This is a genomic window from Micromonospora sp. NPDC000442, assembly GCF_042898635.1.
In the GTDB taxonomy this organism is placed as follows: domain Bacteria; phylum Actinomycetota; class Actinomycetes; order Mycobacteriales; family Micromonosporaceae; genus Micromonospora.
The window spans coordinates 337,690-358,887 of the sequence record NZ_JBIAYZ010000005.1 but is presented as its reverse complement, the minus strand read 5'-3'; the positions used below and the strand labels follow the sequence as shown (position 1 = coordinate 358,887).

Genomic DNA, 21,198 nt, shown 5'->3' with positions numbered 1-21,198 from the left:
CTCGAACCATCGTAGGCGTTCCATCGGGCCGATGGTCACTGGTGGCGGTGGTCGGCCGCCGCGAAACCGACATAACACTCCCCGCTCCCGTCCGCGTCCCGGTTATCCGGTTACGCCGTGCGCGAACGATCCGGCACGATGGCTCGGTGGAGCCCGTGGAGATCACCGAGGACGGTCTGCTGCTGCGGCCGTGGCGAGCGACCGACGCCGACGCCGTGCACCGCGCGTGCCAGGATCCGGACATCCAGCGCTGGACCACCGTACCTCGCCCGTACCGGCACGAACACGCGCAGAGCTTCGTCGCGGACCGGGCCCGCCAGTGGGAACTCGGCACTGGCGCGGCCTTCGCGGTCTGCGACGCCGCCAGCGGCGAGGTGCTCGGTGCCTGCGGGCTGAACACCATCGACCGCAACCACGAACTCAGCGAGATCGGGTACTGGACCGCGCCGTGGGCGCGGGGCCAGCGGGTCGCCGTCCGGGCCGTCCGGGCCGTCGCCCGGTGGTCCTTCGACGAGCTGAAGCTGCGCCGGCTGCTCTGGGGCGCCCAGGTGGGCAACCACGCCTCCCGGCTGGTCGCTCTGCGGTCCGGTGTCCGGATCGAGGGGCGACTACGGGCCGCCGACCCAACCGGCGGCGCCCACGAGTGGTTCGGCTCGCTGCTGCCCGGCGACGTACCGGCGCCCGGTGAGGTCGGCCCGGCCGGTCCGGGCACCCTGGACGCCCGGCGCGCGGTCGTCTTCGGCCGGCCGCAACCGACCCTGTTCGCCACCACCGGCCCGCACGAGCTGAGCCTGCGCCCGATGGATGAGCGCGACCTCGACGCAATCGTCACCACCTGCCGGGATCCGGAGACGCTGCGCTGGACGACCGTGCCGGAGGGCTACACGCGGGCGGACGCCGAGGATTTCCTGCGGTTCGTGCGGGCCACCTGGGCCGCCGGCAGCAGCGCCAACTTCGTCTTCACCGACGCCGCGGACCGGTACGCCGGTTCGATCGATCTGCGACTGTCGGCCACCGATCCGCTGTTGGCCGACGTCGGCTTCATGACCGCGCCGCACGCCCGAGGGCGGGGCTACCAGCCGGCGGCGTTGGCGGCGCTCTGCGCCTGGGGCTTCACCACCCTCGGGCTGGCCCGGATCGAATGGCGGGCCAACGTCGGCAACGTCGCGTCCCGGCGGGCCGCCGAGAAGGCCGGTTTCGCGATGGAGGGCACCGCTCGCGGGGCCCTCAACCACCGGGGCGCCCGCATCGACGCCTGGGTCGGCGCGCTGCTCGCGCAGGACCTGTCATGACCGCACCGCACCGCAACGCGCGGCGGATCGAAGCGCACGGGGTGCGGCTGCGGCCGTTCCACCTCGGTGACGTGGACGACGTCGTCGCCGGTTGCGCTGATCCGCTCACCCAGCGGTTCCTCGACGGGCTACCCGCCCCGTACACCGAGGCCGACGCCCGCCTGTGGATCACGGAGAGCGCCCCCGCCGCCTTCGCCGGTGGCGGCGCCGCCTACGCCGTCGCCGACTTGACGACCGACCGGCTGCTCGGCACCGTGGGTCTGAGCCATGTGGTACCGCAGCGGGGCCAGGCCGAGATCGGCTACTGGGTGGCACCGTGGGCGCGCCGCGCCGGGGTCGCGACCGCCGCCACCCGGGCCCTGTCCGAGCACGCGTTCGCCACCGGCACCGCCCGGTTGGAATTGCTCACCCGGGTGGAGAACACGGCCAGCCAACGGGTCGCGCTGGCCGCCGGCTTCCGTCCCGAGGGGGTACGCCGAGCCGCGTTGGCAGTTCGAGGCGGCCGGCGGGATCGGATGGTGTGGGTACGACTCTCCGACGACCCGCCCGGCCCGTCGGAGCGCCCGCTGCCGGACCTACCCGACTGTCGACTCACCGACGGGCTGGTCGTGCTGCGTCGGCTCGGGCCGGACGACACCGAGCAGATGTACCGCCTGCACAGCGACCCGGAGGTGGTGGCCAGCCGGGTGCCCCCGGGAGCACCGACCCGGGACGAGATCGAGCGACGCTGCCACGGCGCGGAGAGTCAGTGGCTGGTCGGCACCGCCGCGGCGATGACCATCCTCGACGCCACCTCCGGGGAGTTCGCCGGCAACTGCATGCTCCTCCCCGACCAGCCCGCCAGCGGCCAGGCGATGCTCGGTTACAGCCTGCTGCCGCAGTGGCGCGGACGCGGCTACGCCACCCGCGCCGTACGACTGCTCGCCCGGTGGGGATTCGACCACGTCGGCCTGTCCCGGTTGTGGGCCGGCACCCTGCCGGAGAACACCGCTTCCCAGCGGGTACTGGAGAAGATCGGCTTCCGACGGGAAGGGCTGTTGCGCGGCCGGCTACCCGGCGCCGCCGGCAGCCGGGCCGACTCGACGGTCTACGGCCTGCTACCGGCGGATCCGATGGGCTGACGGGGGCGGTTGGTGCCGGCGGCCCAGGTCCGGCGCCGCGCCGACGGCCCGGGTCGGTGGGTACCGACCCCGGCCGCCGTCACGGTCAGATGTCCAGCGAAATGATGCCGTAGTCGTAGGCGTGCCGCCGGTAGACCACGCTCGGACGGCCGGATTCCTTGTCCTGGAACAGATAGAAGTCGTGGCCCACCAGTTCCATCTGGAACAGGGCGTCGTCGACGGTCATCGGCTCGGCGGGGTGCACCTTCTCCCGGGCGATGTGCCACGGCTGGTCGTCGGCGTGCTCCTCCTCGGGCCGCTCGGCCAGTGCGGTGGCGGTGCTGGTCTCCGCGGCGACGCTGCCGGTCTCCGCGGGGGCGGACAGCGCGGGGAGGTCGGTCACCGGCAGGCCGGCGGTCGCGGCGGCGACCGACAGCGGCGCGTGCCGACCTCGGTGTACCCGACGCCGGTCGGCCGCGCGACGCAGCCGGGAGTCGAGCTTGGCGATCGCCGAGTCCAGAGCGCTGTAGAAGTCGCTGGTGCAGGCCTCGGCCCGGATCACCGGGCCACGGGAATAGCAGGTGATCTCCACCCGCTGGCAATGGTCGGCCTGGCGCGGATTGCGCTCGTGGAACAGTTCGACATCCACACGAATGATCTTGTGGTCGTAGCGTTCGATCTTCGCGAGCTTGTCTGCTACGTGCACCCGGTAATGGTCCGGCACTTCGACGTTACGGCCCTTGACCACGATGTCCACGTGACCTCCCTCATTCGGACGGTCTTCGATCCGGAACTCCGGTCGCGCCCGGGGGACGGCCCCATTCGGCGTCGACCGGTCAATACGGCTACGCCTCCTCTCACCGCCAGGGGTGGGTGGAATGGCCTTCCTACCCCCGACAGCCAAACGCTAACTCCTGTTAGCCCGACAGTCACCCCCGGTCGCCAAGACCGCCCGGAGAATTTCCACACCTCATACACGAAGGGGTGAAACGGAAACACGATCGGTCACTGTTGGTGCCTTTTCCGTGTTGCGGCCAGCACCGCCGCCCCGTACGGCGACAGCCCGCGCACGGTCAGCACCCGGCTGACCGCCGCGAGGGTGGCTCCGGTGGTGACGATGTCGTCCAGCAGGACCACCCTCGCCCCCGCGGCGGTCGGATTGCGGCCCGACCGGGCCCGGAAGGCGGCCGTGGCCGCCGCCGCCCGACCCGCGCTGTCCAGCGTCACCGAGTCCGGTCGGGGTGCGGCACGCACCACGTTGTGCACCCGCACCGGCCAGCCCGCAGCCCGCAGCCGACGGGCGCAGTGCCGGGTCAACCGGCGCAGGTGGTCGCCGTAGCGGGCCCGGGCCGCCGCCGGGGTGTCCGGCACCGGCACCAGCAGCACCGGCCCCACCGGACCGACCGCCGCCGCGACGACCTCGGCGAGCAGGGCACCGAGTGGCCTGGCCAGACCGTGCCGGCCGTGGTCCTTGTACGCCAGCAGCGTCTCCCGCAGCGGCCCGCCGTACGCGCCCAGGGCGTGACAGGGCGGCAGACCAGGCGGGGCCGGGACAGGTCGCACCGGACCCGGGCGCAGCGCCCGCAGCGCGGAGACGCAGTCCGGGCAGACGCCGTGGCGCAACCCCGGGCGGCTTTCCCGGCAACCGGCGCACTCGGTAGGCAGCACCAGGTCGGCCAGGTCCGCCCAGAGCCCGCCCGTCACGGCCTGCTCAGTAGAGGAAGACGGGTGCGGTGGGGTTGCCCGGACGTACCCCCGCAGGCGGCGGTGTGACGTCCTGGACCTGGTCGCGGTTGATCCGGTCGAACGGGTTGCTGCGGTACGCCACCCCGTTCGCCTCGTACATGAACGAGCCGGCCAGCGGGGACCGCTCGGCGGTGGCGGGATACGCGGCGAGGTGGTCGACCTGGCTGCCGGTGTCCTCCCGCAGCGGGGTCTCCAGGGCACCGTCGACGGTCACGTCGTAGATCGCCGGACGGCCGGCCGAGCCGGCCACCAGCAGGCGGTTCGCCGCCGACCAGTCCACCGCGGTGGCGTCGGTCAACGAGCTGACCAACCGTCGGGCCGGGCCCACGGTGGGCACCCCACCCTCCCAGTTGATCGCGGCGACGTGCAGCGTGCCGTCGACGATCAGTGCCAGCCGGTGCCCGTCCAGGGCGGCCGCCACCGCGGTCACCCGGCCCGGCAGGCCGAGCTGAACCTGCCGCGTCGCCGCCTGGCCGTCGAAGCGGTAGAGCCGGCCGTCGGCGACCACCAGGCCGGCCGGGCGGGCTGCGTCGCTGCGGATCCAGACCGGGCGGCTCATCTCGGCGTACCTGCTGGGGCCGGTGGTGAGGGTCTCCACCACGCCGCCACCCCGGCCGACGGCCAGCCGCTGCCGCCCGTCCTCGCCGGCCACCACGACGGCGACCACGACGTCCGCGTCGACGCGACGCAGCCCGGCGGCGACGATGTCGTGGTTCACCTCGGGCGCCACCGGCACCGAGCCGGCGGCCTCGCCGGCCACCGTCAGCGAGTGGATGGCCCCTTCGTAGACGCAGTATCGCCGCGCGTTGACCTCGATCAGGTCCAGCGGATTCAGCCTGCGCTGCTCCGCGAGGTCGATCACCTTGCGGGACTGGTTGAGGATCTTCACCTCGACGGTGCCGTGCAGCTCCCGCAGGGACCATGCCAACTGGGTACCGAGCTGCTCCAGCCGCCGCTCGTCAGCGCCCGGCATGTCGAGGTTGACCTCCCACCGGCCGTCCGAGCCGGTGGCATTGTTGATCATTTCGGTACGGTCGGGCAGACCGGAGACACCGATCCGCAGCCAGTCCGACGGGCCGGCGGTCAACCACCGGACGACCTCGCTCACCCGCCGCTCCGGGGGTACGGCCGAGGAGAGGTACCGCTGGTCGGGCACGAGCTGGGTGCGGTCGGAGTTCCAGAAGTAGATCGCCTCCGCCTGGTAGAACCGGCGCAGCGCGTCGTCGCTGAGCAGCAGCACGTTCGGCGGGTCGCTGACGTAGTAGCCGGCGTCGTCCTCACCCACCGGGCCGGCACTGATCAGCCGGAACTCGTACGTCGACTCGGTGGCCACCGGCTGCACCAGCATCCCGTTGGCCCGCAGCAGCCCGACCTGCTGCACGCTGATGGTGACCTTCATGCTGTCCACGTCCGGTTCGATCACCGGATCGTCGGTCAACCGCACCACCGACAGCGCCACCTCGCTGCCCTGCTTGTCCGGCAGCGAGGTGCGGTCCGCGGTCGCGATGAACCGCTTCACCCGCTCGTACGCCCGGTCGGGCTCACCGGCCGCCGCGGCCAGGAAGTTGCGCACGAACGCCTCGGCGTCGCTGCCGCTGGCCTCCCGCGTCGGCGGCTCGGTACCGCGTCCCAGCGACCAGTTCGTCTCCGCGGCCGGCCCACGCTGCTCGATCTGCACCTCGCTGCGGTCGGGGATCCCGCAGCCGGCGGCAACGCCCAGCACCAGCACGCCGCCGAGGGCCCCGGTCAGCAACCGTCGCCTCACGAGCCCACCTCCGCGCGCGGCTGTTCGGCCGACGGCGCCGGGCCGACGGCGAGCGCGCCGGCCGGGCCGGGCCCGATGGCCAGCAGTCCACCGGCGGGCGCGCCGCCGAACGGCAGCGTGGCGTCGGCCGGCACCAGCCGCAGCGGCGAGGTGGTGAGCCGGTCACCGGCGCGCGCCGGCAGGGTGAGCCGGAACTGTGCGCCCTGCCCCGGCGCACCCCACGCCTCCAGCCAGCCGCCGTGCAGTCGGGCGTCCTCCAGGCTGATCGACAGCCCCAGTCCGGTCCCGCCGGTCTGTCGCGCCCGCGACGGATCAGCCCGCCAGAACCGGTTGAAGACCAGTTTCTCCTCGCCCGGCTTGAGCCCGACACCGTGGTCGCGGACGGTCAGCGCGACGGCGGTCTCGTCCATTCCCAGCGTGATCCGCACCGGCCGGCCCTCGCCGTGCTCGACAGCGTTGCCGACCAGGTTGCGCAGCACCCGTTCGACCCGTCGTGGGTCGATCTCGGCGATCACCGGGGCGGCCGGGACGTCCAGTTCGATGGCCACCCCGACCCGCTCGGCCAACCCGGTCAGCCGGTCGGCCACCCGGTGGACCACCGGCACCAGATCGGTCGGCTCGGCGTCGAGCACCGCGAAGCCCGCGTCGAACCGGCTGATCTCCAGCAGGTCGGTAAGCAGTTCCTCGAAGCGGTCCAGCTCGGCCTGGAGCAACTCGGCGCTGCGCGCCACCGCCGGATCGAACTCGTCGCGTTCGGCGAAGATCAGGTCGGCGGCCATCCGGACCGTGGTCAGCGGGGTCCGCAGTTCGTGCGACACGTCGGAGGTGAACCGGCGTTGCAGCCGGGACATCTCCTCCAGGCGCAGGATCTGCCGTTGCAGGTTGGTGGCCATCTGGTTGAACGAGGCCGCGAGCAGCGCCAGGTCGTCCTCGCCGTTGACGGCCATCCGCTGGTCGAGCAGACCGGCCGAGAGTCGCTGGGCGGTCCGGGCGGCGACCCGTACCGGGATCACCACCAGCCGGGTCACCAGCGCGGCGAGCAGGCCGAGCAGCAGCACCAGGGCGACTCCGGTGGCCACCACGGTGGCCCGTGCCTGCGCCGCCGTGGTGTCCTGCAAGGTCAGCGGCACGAAGTAGTAGAGCTCCACCTGACCGAACCGGGTCGGCACCGGAGAGCCGTAGACGAGGTACTTCGTCTCGGCATCTCCGGTGAGCTGGCCGGTACGGATCTGGTTGGCCACGTTCCCGTCGGCCACCGCGGCGCGCAGCTCGGGGCTGATCAGGGGCCGGACGTTCGCCGACGGTGAGGTTCGCGCCTCGATCACCCCGGGCCAGTTGTCCGCGGTGAGGGCCACCACGACGCCGCTGTTCTGCTGGGGGTCGCCACCGGCGAGGTAGTTGACCGTGCCGTCGATCGTCTCCTGGAGCTGGGCCTCCTGGGGCTGGCTGTAGAGACTGAACTGCTTGGCTGCGTACTCCGCGCCGTTGAGCAGCCGCAACTGGACGTCGGTCTTCGCATTGTCCAGCAGGATGCTCGTGATCTTGTCTGCGATCAGGTAGGCGAACCCGCCGACCAGCAGGCTGGACGTCACCAGCGTGATGGTCACCACCCGCACCTGCAACGACCGGCGCCAGGTCTGGTGCAGCCTCGCCAGCGAACGGGCCAGTCGGCCACTCACCCCACGCCACAACTCCCACACGGCACCGTGCCGGCGGGGGGTCGGGTCGAGATCGGGGATCGGGGAGGTGGTCACAGTGCGACCAGGCTATCCGGTACCCGCCTTGTAGCCCACGCCGCGAACGGTGAGGATGATTTCGGGTCGCTCCGGATCCGGCTCGATCTTGGCGCGCAGCCGCTGCACGTGCACGTTGACCAGCCGGGTGTCCGCCGCGTGCCGGTATCCCCACACCTGCTCCAGCAGCACCTCGCGGGTGAAGACCTGACGCGGTTTGCGGGCGAGCGCGACCAGCAGGTCGAACTCCAGCGGCGTCAGCTTCACCTCCTCGCCGTTGCGGCTGACGGTGTGCGCCGGCACGTCTATGGCGATCTGGTTGCCGGGCGGGCCGATGGTGAGCAGCTCCGGCGCGACGTCCTCGCCGCGGCGCAGCCGCGCCCGCATCCGGGCCACCAGTTCCTTCGGCTTGAACGGCTTGACCACGTAGTCGTCGGCACCCGACTCCAGACCGAGCACGACGTCGACCGTGTCGCTCTTCGCGGTCAGCATCACGATCGGCACCCCGGACTCGCCCCGGATCGCCCGCGCCACGTCGATACCACTCATTCCGGGCAGCATCAGGTCAAGCAGGACGATGTCGGGCCGATTGTCGCGGAACGCGGCCAATGCCCGTTCCCCGTCCGCCACGAACGAGGGCATGAAGCCTTCGCTGCGCAGCACGATGCCGAGCATCTCGGCGAGCGCGGGGTCGTCGTCGACCACCAGTACCCGGGCTCTCATGGGGTTAATGGTTCCATCCCGTCAGTTCGGTGGGCTCGGCGTCACCCGCACGCTACTGCCGTCAGGTGGGCCGTGCCCAGCACCGCTCGGTTGTACCGCCCGCACGTGCCACCCCGGGGGGCGGGTCTGCACCCCGGGCGACCGCGCGTGTCAACATGATCCCCGGGTGCGCCGCAGCGCGCCACCATCACCACCTTCCAGGAGTACGCGTGCCCGAAACAGGCCCGACCGTCGTACTCCCCGGCCGCCCGCTCACCAGCGGGGAACTGCTCGACTCCGCGGTGCTGCTGTTGCGCGGTCAGGCGTCGGTCCTGCTTCCCCTCGCCGCCGTGCTGGCCGCCGGCGAACAACTCCTGCTGCTGCCCCTGCGGACCGTCGTGGGTGCCACCGGGCCGCTGTGGTGGGCGTCCGGCCTGAGCGAGTTCGGCATCTTCTGGTTCCTGCTCGCTCTCGGCGCGGCGACCGAGGCAATGATCATTCTGTTGCTCGGCAACCCGGCCGCCCACGCCGCCGCCGGCGCGCTGGTCGGCCGCCGCGCCACCGCCACGGACGCCTGGCGACCCGGCGGCCGGTGGGGCGCCACCGTCCTGCTCTGCCCCGCGGTCGGCGCGGTCATGCTGCTCGCGTCCCTGCTCGGCCCCGCCTGGTTCGTCGGATTCGCCCTGCTGGGCGCGGTGGCACCGGCGCTGGTGGTCGACCGGGTCGCACCGGTACGCGCGATCAACCGCTCCGTCGCGCTGGCGCTGCGCCTGACCGGGCGGGCCGCCGCGCTGCGGCTACTCGGATACCTCGTCTGGTGGATCATCCGGGTCGGGCTCGGCTGGGGGTTGTTCACCGGGCTGACCGCGCTCGACCTGGTCACCGAGAGCTGGGCCAATGCCATGGCGATGCTGGTCTGGGCGGCCGTGAACGCGGTCGCCTACGCCGCCCTGGCCTGCCTGGACGCGGTCGTACACCTGGAGACCCGGATCCGCAGCGAGGGCCTGGACATCCGGCTCGCCCGCGCGCCCGCCGCACCGCGCGCCACGGACCTGCTGGCGGTCGGCGGATGAGCGTCAGCAGGTGGTGGACCGAGACCACCGCCGCCCTCGGCGACCACCTGCCACTGCCGCTGGTCGCGCTGCTGCTGGTGCTGGCCACGGCGCTGACCGCGACGGCCTGGTACACCTTCCCCGCCTGGCTGCCCCGCCGACTTCCCCGGCCTCGTCGACGCCGCCGCACCGGGGGCGAGAAACGGAAGCCGGCGACCGCGCCGCCGGTGACCGTCGCCCCACCGCCGTCCGCGGGTCCGGTCGGCACCGTCGTGGTGGCCGACCGGCTGGCCGCCGAGGGCCGCTACGACGAGGCGGTCCGTGAGCGGTTGCGCGTCATGCTCCACCAGCTCACCGACCGGCACGTGGTGCAGGTCCGGCCCGGCATGACCGTCGCCGAGGTGGTCACCGAGGCCGCCGCCAACCATCCACCGGCCGGACCGCCACTGACCGCCGCCGCCGGCATCTTCTCGGAGGTGTGGTACGCCCAGCGCCCGGCCACCGCCGAGCACGATCACCGGATGCGCGACCACGCCGGCCAGCTGGGAGACCTGCTCGCCGCGGCCCCGCTCGCAACGGACACCGACCGGTGAGCGTACGCGGGCGTCGCCACCGGATCATCGTTCCGGTGCTGGTGGGGGTGCTGCTGATGGCCGTCACACTGGTCACCCGTGAGATCGACCAGCCGGACCAGACCGACCAGGGTTTCCTCTCCCCGGTGGTGACCGGTGACCACGGTGGCAGCCGGCTCGCCGCCAGCCTGGGCAAGCGCGGGGTGGCGGTGCAGCGGGAGACCGACACGCTCCGGGCGTTGCTGGCCACCCGGCCCGGCCCGGCCACCCTGTTCGTTCCGGCGCCCGAATTGCTGCACCCGCGCACCGTCGGCTACCTGGGTCTGCTGCCCGGAGGCACCCGGCTGGTGCTGGTCGACCCGCCCCGGCGGGTGCTGGCCGCCGCCGGGCTGCCGCTGCGCCCGACGGGCCGGCGGTGGGCGACCCGGGCCGTGTCACCACACGACGTCGACCGGTCCTGCCCACTGGCCGAGGTCGCGCCCGCCGCCACAGCCGCCGTCGCCCGCCAGCGGTACGCATCGACCGGCGCTTCCGGCAGCGTCGATCTCTGCTACGCCGGCGGGCTGGCCCGCCTGCCCGGAGCCGCGGAGAGCGTGGTGGTGGGTGCCAGCGACCCGTTCCGCAACGGCCGGATCGACGAATGGGACAACCTCGCCTTCGCCACCGGCCTGCTCGCCACCTCCGGCCGGGTGGTCTGGCTCGACCTGGACGGCCCGGCGCCGCCGCCACCCGAACCCAGCCCCGCACCCACCCGGCCGCTGCCGGAACGCCACGACGACGGCGACGAGCCCGGCGGACCGGAGGACCTGGACAGCGACGAGAGCGGCGAGACCGCACCGGGTGGCCGTCCGGGTGGTGAGGCGTCCGGCCCCGGCTCGCGAGGCTCCTCCGGGGAGCCCAACCCGCTCTGGTCGGCCTTCCCGCCGTGGTTCTGGGCGCTGCTGCTGCAACTCGGCCTGGCGGCGTTGCTGATCGCCATCGGCCGGGCCCGCCGTCTCGGCCCGCCCACGCCGGAACCCCTGCCGGTGTCCGTGCCCGCCGCCGAGACGGTCCTCGGCCGGGGCCGGCTCTACCAGCGGGCGGGGGCCCGGGAGAGTACCGCCCGGGTGCTCCGGACCGCGACGCTCGCCCGGCTGGCACGACGGGTGCACCTGCCCGCCGCGGCGGCGCCCGCCACGGTGGCGGCGACCGTGGCCGCCGGCACCGGCGACCGGCCCGACGCCATCCACGAGTTGCTCTACGGCGACGCGCCGCGAACCGACCGGGACCTGCTGGAGCTGGCCGGTGATCTGGACCGCGTGACGCGTGCCGGCGGGTCGAGGCCCGCGCAGCCCGTCGCCGACCCGCCGGCCCCGCCCCGGCTGCCGAAGCCCCGATCCGAAGGAGACCCCCGGTGACCCGACCCGCGATGACCGTGGACCATCTCGCCGCCGACCCCACCCGGGCCGCGCTGCACCGGCTACGCGCCGAGGTGGCCAAGGCGGTCGTGGGTCAGGAGGGCGTGGTCACCGGGCTGATCGTCGCCCTGCTCTGCCGTGGTCACGTGCTGCTCGAAGGCGTGCCGGGGGTCGCGAAGACGCTGCTGGTGCGTACCGTGGCCGCCGCGCTGGACCTGACCTCGCGGCGGGTGCAGTTCACTCCCGACCTGATGCCCGGCGACGTCACCGGCTCGATGGTCTTCGACGCGCGAACCGCGGCGTTCACCTTCCGGGAGGGGCCGGTCTTCACCAACCTGCTGCTCGCCGACGAGATCAACCGCACGCCACCGAAGACCCAGTCCGCGCTGCTGGAGGTGATGGAGGAACGGCAGGTCACCGTCGAGGGCGAGCAACGCGTGCTGCCCGATCCGTTCATCGTCGCCGCCACCCAGAACCCGGTGGAGTACGAGGGCACCTATCCGCTGCCGGAGGCTCAGCTCGACCGGTTCCTGCTCAAACTCACCGTGCCGCTGCCCAGCCGGGACGAGGAACTGGGTGTGATCCGGGCCCACCACGCCGGTTTCGATCCCCGGGATCTGGCCGCAGCCGGCGTACGCCCGGTGGCGGACGCGGCCGACCTCGCCGCCGCACGAGCGGCGGTGGGCCGCGTGCACGTAGCCGACCCGCTGCTCGGCTACGTCGTCGACCTGTGCCGGGCCACCCGCGCCACCCCGGCGCTGGAACTGGGCGCCTCGCCGCGCGGTGCGACGGCCCTGCTCGGCACCGCGAAGGCGTGGGCGTGGCTGAACGGACGCGATCATGTGGTGCCCGACGACGTCAAGGCGATGGCGCGGCCGACCCTGCGGCACCGGCTGCGCCTGCGACCGGAGGCCGAACTTGAGGGCGTCGGGGTGGACCCGGTCCTGGACACGGTGCTGGCCACCGTGCCGACGCCGCGATGACCTGGCGGGTGGCGGCGCTGCTGGCGGCAGGGGCGCTGACCCTGCCGGCATGGCCGGCACCCTTCGTCGGGGTGGCGGTGATGGTCGGCGTGGTGCTGCTGCTGGTCGGACTCGACCTGACGCTCGCCGTGCCGCTGCGGGCGCTGACCGCCGAACGGGCCGGTGACCGGGCCGTACGGCTCGGCGGTACCGCCACGGTCACCCTGTACCTGCGCAACACCTCCGGCCGGCCGCTGCGCGCCCGGGTCCGTGACGCCTGGGTGCCCTCGGCCGGTGCCCGGCCGGAGGTGCCGCCGACCCGGGTGGTGCGGGCCGCACCCGGTGAGGTACTCGCGCTGCCCAGCCACCTCACCCCCACCCGCCGGGGCGACCGGCCCGCCGTGGCCCTGACCGTCCGCTCGTTCGGGCCGCTCGGGCTGGCGTACCGGCAGTGGGGTGGCCGGCCGGGCACGCCGCCGTGGACCCTACGGGTGCTGCCCCGCTTCGACTCGCGCCGGCACCTGCCGGAGCGGCTGTCGCGGCTGCGCGTCATCGACGGCACACAGGTCGGTCGGGGACGGGGACCGGGCACCGAGTTCGACGCGTTGCGGGAGTACGTGTCCGGCGACGACGTGCGTTCCATCGACTGGCGAGCCAGCGCCCGGCGGGCCGAGGTGCTGGTCCGCACCTGGCGTCCGGAGCGGGACCGGCGGCTGGTCTGTGTGCTGGACACCGGGCGTACCTCGGCGGTGCGGGTGGGCGACGAGCCGCGGTTGGACGCCTCGATCGAGGCGGCGCTGCTGCTCAGCGCGTTGGCGGCGCGGGCCGGTGACCGGGTGGACGTGCTCGCGGCGGACGCCGTGCCCCGGGCTTCGGTGGGTGGTGCCGAGCGGCCGGGGCAGTGGAACCGGCTGGCGCACGCGTTGGCCCCGCTGCAACCCGCGCTGGTCGAGACCGACTTCCGGCTGATCGCGGGCGAGTTGCTCCGGCGGCACCGCCCGCGCAGCCTGGTGGTGCTGCTCACCGCCCTGGAACCCGGCGCGCTCGGCGAGGGCCTGCTGCCGGTGCTGCCCCGGCTGGCCGCCCGGCACCGGGTGTTGGTGGCCGCGGCACAGGATCCGGTGCTGGCCCGGCTCACCGCCGCACCCCCGCGACGTCCGGCGGACGCGTACGCCGCAGCCGCCGCCTGGCGCACGTTCGCCGAACGCGACCGCCTGACCCAGGCCCTGACCCGCCACAACGTCACCGTGGTCGACGCCCCCGCCCCCCACCTGGCCCCCGCCCTGGCCGACGCCTACCTGACCCTGAAATCCAAAGCCCAACTCTGACTCCCACCCACCCCACCCACCCCACCCACCCACTCGGTTGATCATGAAGTTATTGCCACTCGGGCGGCGTGTCGCGGGTAACAACTTCATGATCGACAGGAGTGTCGGCGGGGGTGGGGTGGGGTGGGGTGGGGGTGCGGGGGCCGAGGAGGAGGACGTAGGCGAGGAAGGCTAGCCAGGTGGTGGCGCCCACGGCGATGCGCAGGGGGGTCGGCAGGGGGGCGGGGGTGATGAAGGCCTCGATCACCGCTGCGACGGCGAAGAGGGCGACCAGGCCGACGGCGACCAGCACGCCGTCGCGTCCCGCCCGAGCCACCGCCTGCCCCCGGGTCAACTGCACCGGCGGTGCGATCCACGCCCACCCGATGCGCAGTCCCACCCCGGCGGCGACGAACACGCCGGTCAGCTCCAGCAGGCCGTGCGGGGTGATCAGGCCGAAGAAGACGTCCGCCCGGCCGTAGGAGACCATCACCCCGCCGACCACGCCGATGTTGATCGCGTTCTGCCAGAGCAGGTAGCCGACGGGCACGATCAGCACCCCCGCCGCCAGGCACTTCGCCGCCAACCAGGCGTTGTGCGTCCACAGGTGGAAGGCGAACGTCGGCGCGGAGAACTCCGTGTAGTAGCCGGCGAAGCCGGACTCGACCAGGTTGGCGGCCTCCTCGTCGCCGATGAATGCCGCCGCCGTCTCCGGGTTGTCCGCCACGAACCACATCAGGGTGAAGGTGAGCAGGGTGAAGGCGGTCGCCACCGCACACCACCACGGCGCCGCCCGCCAGATCGCACCGGGCAGGCCGGCCAGCAGGAATTGCCGTACGGCCGCCCAGGAGGGTCGGGGCCGGTCGGTGAGCCGCGCCCGCGCCCGAAGCACCACCTGGGACAGCTCGCTGACCAGCGCCGGGTCCGGCGAGCGGCTACGCAGCACCGACAGTTGAGTGGTGGCCCGCTGGTAGAGCGCGACCAGCTCGTCGACCTCGGCCGGTTCGAGCCGTCGCTGACCACAGAGCTGATTCAGCCGACGCCACTGCCCGCCGTGCTCCGCGACGTACGCGTCGACATCCACCGGCCACCTCCGACCGCGCGATCATAGTGTTCACTGTCGGGGTGAGCACAGCGGCGCGAGCGTGGACCGCCTCGGATTGGGGCGACGCCGGGCTGGTCACCGGCGAGGCGGTCGAGCTGGACGTGCGGGCCGCACGGATCGGCTCGCGGGCGCTCGCCCTCCTGCTCGACGTGCTGGTGCAGCTGGTGGCAGGGCTGCTGCTCGCCGCGCTGACCGGGCTGGTCCTGGCCGCTCTGCCGTACGGGGTGCTGGACGTGGCGATGGAGCGCGCCCTGCTCACCGTCGGGCTCGTCCTGCTGCTGGTCGGCTATCCGGTGCTCTGCGAACGGTTCAACGACGGCCGGACACCGGGCAAGGCGGCGGTCGGGTTGCGGGTGGTCAGCCTCGACGGCGCCCCCGTCGGGTTCCGGCAGTCGCTGACCCGGGCGCTGGTCGGGGTCGCCGTGGAGTGGCCGGGTCTGGTGCTGCCGCTGCTGTCCTGGGCGGTCGGGCTGACCGTGATGCTCAGCGACGCCCGTGGCCGGCGTCTTGGCGACCTGGCGGCGGGCACCCTGGTGGTGCACACCCGATCCGCGACGAGGTGGCGGCCGGTTCCGGCGACGGTGCCGGAGCTGGCCGGTTGGGCGTACTCCCTGGACCTGAGCCGGTTGGACGCGGGCCTGGCGCTCGCCGTCCGGCAGTACCTGGCGCGGGCGAACGGGTTCAGCGAACCGGCCCGCGGCGAGTTGGCCCGGCTGCTGTGGCAGCAGGTGGCAGCGGTGACCAGTCCGCCACCACCGGCCGGGCGGTCGGAGGTGGCCTGGCTGGCCGCCGTCATCGCCGAGCGGCACCGTCGGGCCCGCCGCCTCCTCGCCGGTGAACGTGCGCTCACCGAGGCGCTGTGGCCGCAGTTCCGGGTCACCGCGTCCGTCGATGAACCTGGGAGGTCGGGATGAGGGCTTTCGGGCCGTGGCTGGCGGTGCTCGCGGTCGTGCTGCTGCTCAGCGCGCTACGGCTGCGTGCGCTGGCGGCGCTGGTCTCCGTGGCCTGGCTGCTCTGGTGTATCTGGACCTGGGTCCGCCCCACCCGCCACCGTCGTCCCCGCTGACCACCGCTCACCGGCCCGGATGGTCAGGCGGCAGGCGGCAGGCGGCGCCGTCGGCTGCCACGCCTCGACCCGGACGGCCACCTCCGGGGTCGGCCGCTGCGGTCGGCCCCGGAGGTGACGTCGATGCTCAGTAGCGGTAGTGGTCCGGCTTGAACGGGCCCTCCACGGCGACGCCGAGGTAGGCGGCCTGCTCCTTGGAGAGCGTGGTCAGCTTGGCGCCGAGCGCGTCCAGGTGCAGCCGGGCGACCTTCTCGTCGAGGTGCTTGGGCAGCACGTACACGCCGATCGGGTACTCGTCGGTCTTGGTGTACAGCTCGATCTGGGCGATCGTCTGGTTGGCGAACGAGTTCGACATGACGAAGCTGGGGTGGCCGGTGGCATTGCCCAGGTTCAGCAGGCGGCCCTCGGAGAGCACGATGATCGCGTGACCGTCGTCGAACTTCCAGAGGTCGACCTGCGGCTTGATGTTCTCCCGGGTGACGTCGGAGCGCTTCGCCAGACCGGCCATGTCGATCTCGTTGTCGAAGTGGCCGATGTTGCCGACGATGGCCTGGTGCTTCATCCGAGCCATGTGCTCGTTGGTGATGACGTCGTAGCAGCCGGTGGCGGTGATGAAGATGTCGGCCTGCTCGACCACGTCGTCCATGGTGGCGACCTGGTAGCCGTCCATCGCCGCCTGGAGCGCGCAGATCGGGTCGACCTCGGTCACCACGACCCGGGCACCCTGGCCGCGCAGCGACTCGGCACAGCCCTTGCCCACGTCGCCGTAGCCGAACACGACGGCCATCTTGCCGCCGATGAGCGTGTCGGTGGCGCGGTTGATGCCGTCGATCAGCGAGTGGCGGCAGCCGTACTTGTTGTCGAACTTGCTCTTGGTCACCGAGTCGTTGACATTGATCGCCGGGAAGAGCAGCGTGCCGGCGCGGTGCATCTCGTAGAGCCGGTGCACGCCGGTGGTGGTCTCCTCGGTGACGCCCTTGATGCCGGCGGCGATCCGCGTCCACCGCTGGCCGCTCGCGGCCAGCGAACGGTGCAGCAGACCCAGGATGACCGCGTACTCCTCGGAGTCGGCGGACTCGACCGGCGGCACGGCTCCGGCCTTCTCGAACTCGGCGCCCTTGTGGACGAGCAGCGTGGCGTCGCCACCGTCGTCCAGGATCATGTTCGGGCCGTCCCCGTCGGGCCAGTCGAGCACCTGCTCGGTGCACCACCAGTACTCCTCCAGGGTCTCGCCCTTCCAGGCGTACACCGGGACACCGGACGGGGCGTCGACGGTGCCCTCGGGGCCGACGACGATCGCGGCGGCGGCGTGGTCCTGGGTGGAGAAGATGTTGCAGGACGCCCAGCGGACCTGCGCGCCGAGCGCCACCAGGGTCTCGATCAGGACGGCGGTCTGGATCGTCATGTGCAGCGACCCGGTGACCCGCGCTCCCGCGAGCGGCTGCGCGGCGGCGAACTCACGCCGGATCGCCATCAGGCCGGGCATCTCGTGCTCGGCGAGGCGGATCTCCTTGCGCCCGAACTCGGCGAGCGACAGATCCGCCACCTTGTAGTCGCCCTCGGCGACAGTACGCGGCCGGACCTCGGACGACGTGCCGCTGGCGGACGCCGGGAGGGTGCTGGTCATGAAAGCTCCTGTCGGACGATGGTGCTGCGCAACCTCCCACCTTACGCGCGTTGACGACGCGCGGTTGGGGTGGTTACGGACAGCGCACGGGGCGGCCGGTGTGGACGTGTGCCGTCCATCTCCGTCCGCCCCGTGCATCCCCCCGGTTTGGTTCCCCCGCGCGTTCTCGGACCATCGTCGCGATAACGCTGCGCACCCATAGAGTCACACCGAGCAAGAGTCGAGTCAAGCTATTCCGGGAAAGTCGGACTTGTCGGTCGACGAGCAACGTCGTGGAAGATCAGAGCTGGCCGGTCGAGGCGATGTACGTCTCACCCTCACCGGTGACCGTGAGTGAACCGCCAGCGGCCGGTCCGACCGCGGCCCGACCGGGGCCGAGGGTCACTGGCGCCACCCCGTCGGTCACGGTGATCCGGCCGGCGGTGCAGAGCACCACCCGGGGGCCCGGCACCGCCAGCGTCACCTCGCGCCGCCCGTCGCCGACGGTCGCCCGGTGCAGCGCGAAGTCGTCCACCGGCACCGGCCAGCTCACCACCCCGTCGGCGACCTCCCGGGGCGTGACCACCGGCCGGTCGAGCACCTCGAAGCGGAGCACCCGCAGCAGTTCGGCCACGTCCACGTGCTTCGGGGTCAACCCGCCCCGCAGCACGTTGTCGCTGGCGGCCATCACCTCCACGCCGGTACCACGCAGGTAGGCGTGCAGGTTCCCGGCCGGCATCCAGATCGCCTCACCGGCAGCCAGCCGCACCCGGTTGAGCAGCAACGCCACCAGCACCCCGGGGTCGGCCGGGTACGCCTCGGCCAACAGAGCCACCAGGTCAGCGTCCGGGCCGTCCGCCGCCCGGGCCGCCGCCACCAGGCCGGCACGCTCCGCCGTCGGCCACTCCAGCAGCCGGCGTACGGCCTCGGCCAGCCCCGCCGGGCCGGCGGCCAACGCGTCGAGCACCGGCCGCAGCTGCGGTACGCCCAGCGCGGCGAGCGCCCGCGCCGAGGCGGCCGGGTCCCGGAACCCGCACAGCGCCTCCATCGGCCCCAGCGCCACCAGCAGCTCCGGCTTGTGGAACGGGTCGACGTAGTTGCGGTGCCCACCGGAGCGGGCCTGCTCGGCGGCGTGACCGGCCCGCGCCTGTTCGGCGTCCGGATGAGCCTGAAGGCTCAGCGGAGCCGCCGCAGCCAGCACCTTGAGCAGGAACGGCAGCCGGGGCCCGAACCGGTCGAGCACCGGGCCGCCGAGCCACCGGACGGGCTCGGCGGCGAGTACCTCGGTGAGCGCGATCCGCCCACCGTCGCGCTCGACGGCGGCCGGCGCGCACGGATGCGCGCCGAGCCACAGCTCCGCCTCGGGCACCGCGCTCGGCGCCGGCCGCCCTTGAAGTTCGGCGATCGCCGAGCGGGAGCCCCAGGCGTAGTCCTTGATCGGCCCGTGCAGCGGTTCCACCGGTCAGCTCCCAGCGGGCCCGAACGTGGTGGAAGCCCCGACCGGGGCCTGGTAGATGTCCGGTTCGAGGTAGATGACCCGGGCGACCGGCACGGCAGCCCGGATCCGCTGCTCCACCGCGTCGATGCCCTGGGCCACCTCCTCGGCGCTCTCGCACCGCGACACCGCGATCTTCGCGGCCACCATCAGCTCCTCCGGACCGAGGTACAGCGTCTTCATGTGGATGATCCGCTCCACCTCGGGGCCGGCGGTGACCGCCTGCTCGATGGCCGAGACGTCCGCCGGCTCGGCCCCCTCCCCCAGCAGCAGGCTCTTGGTCTCCACGGCGAGCACGATCGCGATGGTCACCAGCAGCAGGCCGATCATCGCGGTGCCGGCCGCGTCCCACCGGCCGTTGCCGGTGGCCAGGGTCATGCCCACCCCAAACAGGGCGAAGACCAGGCCGACCAGCGCGCCGAGATCCTCCAGCAGCACCACCGGCAGCTCCGGTGCCTTCGACCGGCGGATGAACCTGGTCCAGGACTCGCGGCCCCGGACCAGGTTCGACTCCCTGATGGCGGTACGGAAGGAGAACGACTCCATCACGATGGCCGCGAGCAGCACGGTCACCGGCACCCATTGCCAACTGGTGATGCCGTGCGGGTCGGACCACTTGTGCCACGCCTCGTAGAGCGCGAACAGACCGCCCAGGCTGAACAGCACGATCGAGACGATGAACGCGTAGACGTAGCGCTCCCGCCCGTAGCCGAACGGGTGTTGCGGGGTGGCGGCCCGCCGGGCCCGCTTGCCACCGAGCAGCAGCAGAGCCTGGTTGCCCGAGTCGGCGACCGAGTGGATGGACTCGGCGAGCATCGACGACGAACCCGTCAACAGGAAGGCCACGAACTTCGTCACGGCGATGCCGATGTTGGCGAGCAGCGCGGCGATGATCGCCTTGATGCCACCCTGCGTGCTCACTGGTTGGCCAGTTCCTTCATCTCGGTGATCGCCGGCACCGCCATCGGGTCCAGGCCGTGCGCCAGGGCCAGGTAGATCGACGCGAAGTCCGGCACCGCCACCAGCGAGGCGAGCCGCTCCAGCGCCGAACCGCCCTCGGCGGTGACCACGTCGCACCGTACGCCCCGCCGCTCGGCGAGGGTCTGCACGGCGTCCGCGCGCCGCTCCTCCACGGCCAGTGGCTCGTCGGCGTCGTCCTCGGCGTTCAGGCCACCGTCGCGCAGCAGCACCAACCGCAGTCGGGTGCCCTCACCGTCCGACTCGTCGGGATCGGCGAAGATGTCCCGCTCCCCCTCGGCCAGGCCACCGAAAACGCCGTCGAGCAGCCCGACCCGGCCCCGACCCGCCTCGCCCAGCGCACCGGTGACCACCGGGTACCGGGCGTTGGCCGACAGGGTGTCGCCGAAGCGACGCGCGGCGACCGCCGCCAGCGGCGACGAGCCCCACACGATCGGGATCGACCCGGCCAGCCCGAGGGCCAGGGACTTCGCCGGATTGACGAAGGACTCCGCGGTCGGGCGGCTGCGATCCGCGTCGGCGTCCAGCCGGGCCGCCGTCTCCGCCAGATCCGCCTCGTTGACCTTGACCAGGCCGAGCGCCCGGGCGGCGAGCAGGACCGGCACGGTCAGCCCCCAGAGGCTGGCCCGGGCGGGTGCCCGCCGGGGCACCGGGATGAAGGGGGCGCGGGCCCGCTCGGCGACCGAGTGCAGTTGCGAATCCGCCGGACCCACCGCGACCAGCCGGGCGCCCCGGCGGTGGGCCGCCTCGGCGGCACCCAACGCCTCCGGGCTGCGGCCGGAGGCGCTGACCGCGATCACCACGTCCGCCGCGCCGACCCAGCCCGGCACTCCGGCAAGGCGGTGCGCGATGACCGGCACCGGGCAGCGCGGCCCGGCGACCGTGGCCAGCACGTCACCGGTCCGTCCGGCGGTGCCGATGCCGGCGATCACGACCGCCCGGGGCCGGCCGTCGTCGGCGAGTACGGAGAGGTTCGCCTCGGCGGCCAGGGCGGCCGACTCGCGTACCTGGGCACCCGCCGAGGCGGTGTGCCGCAGCATGCCCCCCGGGTCGCGCTCGGCGAGCGCCTGCGGGTCGTCGAGCAGTCGTTCGTCGGCGTTGCGGTGGCCGCTGACGCCGGCCGTTCCGTCGATCACGATCCCTCCGCGGGGCCGCGCGCCTCGTCCAGCAGCAGCACCGGCACGTCATCGCGGACCTCGAAGATCCGGCCGCACTCGGTGCACGTCAGCGTCTGGGCCTGCGCGTCGTAGGTCAGCGGGGCATGGTGTGTGTCCGGGCAGGCGAGGATTTCCAGCAACTGCGGGTCGAGGGCCACTGCGC

20 protein-coding genes are annotated in these 21,198 nt (G+C 73.1%); 9 read left to right on the top strand and 11 right to left on the bottom strand.

Annotation, left to right across the window (positions count from 1 at the left end; translation table 11 throughout):
* The first annotated feature begins 146 nt into the window (after positions 1 to 146).
* Positions 147 to 1,292, top strand: coding sequence for a GNAT family N-acetyltransferase (locus tag ACFY2A_RS10785; protein WP_387170586.1), 1,146 nt, complete (start codon positions 147 to 149; stop codon positions 1,290 to 1,292).
* Positions 1,289 to 2,413 carry a GNAT family N-acetyltransferase gene (locus tag ACFY2A_RS10780; protein ID WP_387170584.1) on the top strand — a complete coding sequence of 375 codons (1,125 nt, stop codon included), beginning with the start codon at positions 1,289 to 1,291 and terminating at the stop codon, positions 2,411 to 2,413. The genes ACFY2A_RS10785 and ACFY2A_RS10780 overlap by 4 nt, the downstream gene beginning before the upstream one ends.
* Positions 2,414 to 2,498: 85 nt before the next feature.
* On the opposite strand, the gene hpf is transcribed toward ACFY2A_RS10780, so the two are convergent.
* From hpf to mtrA, 5 genes are all read right to left on the bottom strand, one after another.
* The gene (hpf, locus tag ACFY2A_RS10775; RefSeq protein WP_387170582.1) at positions 2,499 to 3,149 is read right to left on the bottom strand and encodes a ribosome hibernation-promoting factor, HPF/YfiA family; all 651 of its coding nucleotides are present in this window, start codon (positions 3,147 to 3,149) and stop codon (positions 2,499 to 2,501) included.
* 248 nt (positions 3,150 to 3,397) lie between these two features.
* Positions 3,398 to 4,060, bottom strand: a complete 663-nt coding sequence (locus ACFY2A_RS10770; protein ID WP_387170736.1) for a ComF family protein — start codon at positions 4,058 to 4,060, stop codon at positions 3,398 to 3,400.
* A gap of 43 nt (positions 4,061 to 4,103) precedes the next feature.
* Complete coding sequence (locus tag ACFY2A_RS10765) at positions 4,104 to 5,903, bottom strand: LpqB family beta-propeller domain-containing protein (protein ID WP_387170581.1); 1,800 nt, start codon at positions 5,901 to 5,903, stop codon at positions 4,104 to 4,106.
* The gene (gene mtrB, locus ACFY2A_RS10760) at positions 5,900 to 7,657 is read right to left on the bottom strand and encodes an MtrAB system histidine kinase MtrB (RefSeq protein ID WP_387170579.1); all 1,758 of its coding nucleotides are present in this window, start codon (positions 7,655 to 7,657) and stop codon (positions 5,900 to 5,902) included. Before mtrB ends, ACFY2A_RS10765 begins: the two co-directional genes overlap by 4 nt.
* Positions 7,658 to 7,669: 12 nt before the next feature.
* Entirely contained in the window at positions 7,670 to 8,359 is a 690-nt protein-coding gene (gene mtrA / locus ACFY2A_RS10755; RefSeq protein ID WP_363921810.1) for an MtrAB system response regulator MtrA, read from the bottom strand.
* A 209-nt stretch (positions 8,360 to 8,568) separates the two neighbouring features.
* Between mtrA and ACFY2A_RS10750 the strand changes: the two genes are divergently transcribed.
* The 5 genes from ACFY2A_RS10750 to ACFY2A_RS10730 are packed head-to-tail and all read left to right on the top strand — an operon-like array spanning position 8,569 to position 13,649.
* On the top strand, positions 8,569 to 9,411 hold the full coding sequence (locus ACFY2A_RS10750) for a hypothetical protein (protein WP_387170576.1): 843 nt from the start codon (positions 8,569 to 8,571) through the stop codon (positions 9,409 to 9,411).
* Positions 9,408 to 9,983 (top strand): DUF4129 domain-containing protein, encoded by a 576-nt coding sequence (locus tag ACFY2A_RS10745; protein ID WP_363921806.1) that lies wholly within the window; start codon positions 9,408 to 9,410, stop codon positions 9,981 to 9,983. The genes ACFY2A_RS10750 and ACFY2A_RS10745 overlap by 4 nt, the downstream gene beginning before the upstream one ends.
* A complete protein-coding gene (locus ACFY2A_RS10740; protein ID WP_387170574.1) occupies positions 9,980 to 11,359 on the top strand; it encodes a DUF4350 domain-containing protein in 1,380 nt (459 codons plus the stop codon). The genes ACFY2A_RS10745 and ACFY2A_RS10740 overlap by 4 nt, the downstream gene beginning before the upstream one ends.
* Before the next feature lie 11 nt (positions 11,360 to 11,370).
* Positions 11,371 to 12,342 carry an AAA family ATPase gene (locus ACFY2A_RS10735; protein ID WP_387170734.1) on the top strand — a complete coding sequence of 324 codons (972 nt, stop codon included), beginning with the start codon at positions 11,371 to 11,373 and terminating at the stop codon, positions 12,340 to 12,342.
* Positions 12,339 to 13,649: a DUF58 domain-containing protein gene (locus ACFY2A_RS10730; protein WP_387170573.1), complete on the top strand. Its 1,311-nt coding sequence runs from the start codon at positions 12,339 to 12,341 to the stop codon at positions 13,647 to 13,649. The genes ACFY2A_RS10735 and ACFY2A_RS10730 overlap by 4 nt, the downstream gene beginning before the upstream one ends.
* Positions 13,650 to 13,698: 49 nt before the next feature.
* Here ACFY2A_RS10730 and ACFY2A_RS10725 read toward each other — a convergent pair whose 3' ends face one another.
* On the bottom strand, positions 13,699 to 14,712 hold the full coding sequence (locus tag ACFY2A_RS10725) for a stage II sporulation protein M (RefSeq protein ID WP_387170571.1): 1,014 nt from the start codon (positions 14,710 to 14,712) through the stop codon (positions 13,699 to 13,701).
* A gap of 41 nt (positions 14,713 to 14,753) precedes the next feature.
* On the opposite strand from ACFY2A_RS10725, the gene ACFY2A_RS10720 reads away from it, so the two are divergent.
* Together ACFY2A_RS10720 and ACFY2A_RS10715 are read left to right on the top strand one after the other, a co-directional pair.
* The gene (locus ACFY2A_RS10720) at positions 14,754 to 15,647 is read left to right on the top strand and encodes an RDD family protein (RefSeq protein WP_387170569.1); all 894 of its coding nucleotides are present in this window, start codon (positions 14,754 to 14,756) and stop codon (positions 15,645 to 15,647) included.
* Positions 15,644 to 15,799 carry a hypothetical protein gene (locus tag ACFY2A_RS10715; protein ID WP_387170567.1) on the top strand — a complete coding sequence of 52 codons (156 nt, stop codon included), beginning with the start codon at positions 15,644 to 15,646 and terminating at the stop codon, positions 15,797 to 15,799. The genes ACFY2A_RS10720 and ACFY2A_RS10715 overlap by 4 nt, the downstream gene beginning before the upstream one ends.
* Positions 15,800 to 15,926: 127 nt before the next feature.
* Here the strand turns inward: ACFY2A_RS10715 and ahcY are convergent, their stop codons facing one another.
* The 5 genes from ahcY to ACFY2A_RS10690 form a co-directional block, all read right to left on the bottom strand.
* Positions 15,927 to 17,426 carry an adenosylhomocysteinase gene (gene ahcY / locus ACFY2A_RS10710; RefSeq protein WP_363921794.1) on the bottom strand — a complete coding sequence of 500 codons (1,500 nt, stop codon included), beginning with the start codon at positions 17,424 to 17,426 and terminating at the stop codon, positions 15,927 to 15,929.
* Positions 17,427 to 17,706: 280 nt separating this feature from the next.
* The gene (gene manA, locus ACFY2A_RS10705; RefSeq protein WP_387170565.1) at positions 17,707 to 18,864 is read right to left on the bottom strand and encodes a mannose-6-phosphate isomerase, class I; all 1,158 of its coding nucleotides are present in this window, start codon (positions 18,862 to 18,864) and stop codon (positions 17,707 to 17,709) included.
* Positions 18,865 to 18,867: 3 nt separating this feature from the next.
* Positions 18,868 to 19,821, bottom strand: coding sequence for a cation diffusion facilitator family transporter (locus ACFY2A_RS10700; protein ID WP_387170563.1), 954 nt, complete (start codon positions 19,819 to 19,821; stop codon positions 18,868 to 18,870).
* Positions 19,818 to 21,014 carry an SIS domain-containing protein gene (locus tag ACFY2A_RS10695; protein ID WP_099847458.1) on the bottom strand — a complete coding sequence of 399 codons (1,197 nt, stop codon included), beginning with the start codon at positions 21,012 to 21,014 and terminating at the stop codon, positions 19,818 to 19,820. The genes ACFY2A_RS10700 and ACFY2A_RS10695 overlap by 4 nt, the downstream gene beginning before the upstream one ends.
* Positions 21,011 to 21,193: a Trm112 family protein gene (locus tag ACFY2A_RS10690; RefSeq protein ID WP_203991675.1), complete on the bottom strand. Its 183-nt coding sequence runs from the start codon at positions 21,191 to 21,193 to the stop codon at positions 21,011 to 21,013. The genes ACFY2A_RS10695 and ACFY2A_RS10690 overlap by 4 nt, the downstream gene beginning before the upstream one ends.
* Positions 21,194 to 21,198 lie beyond the last annotated feature (5 nt).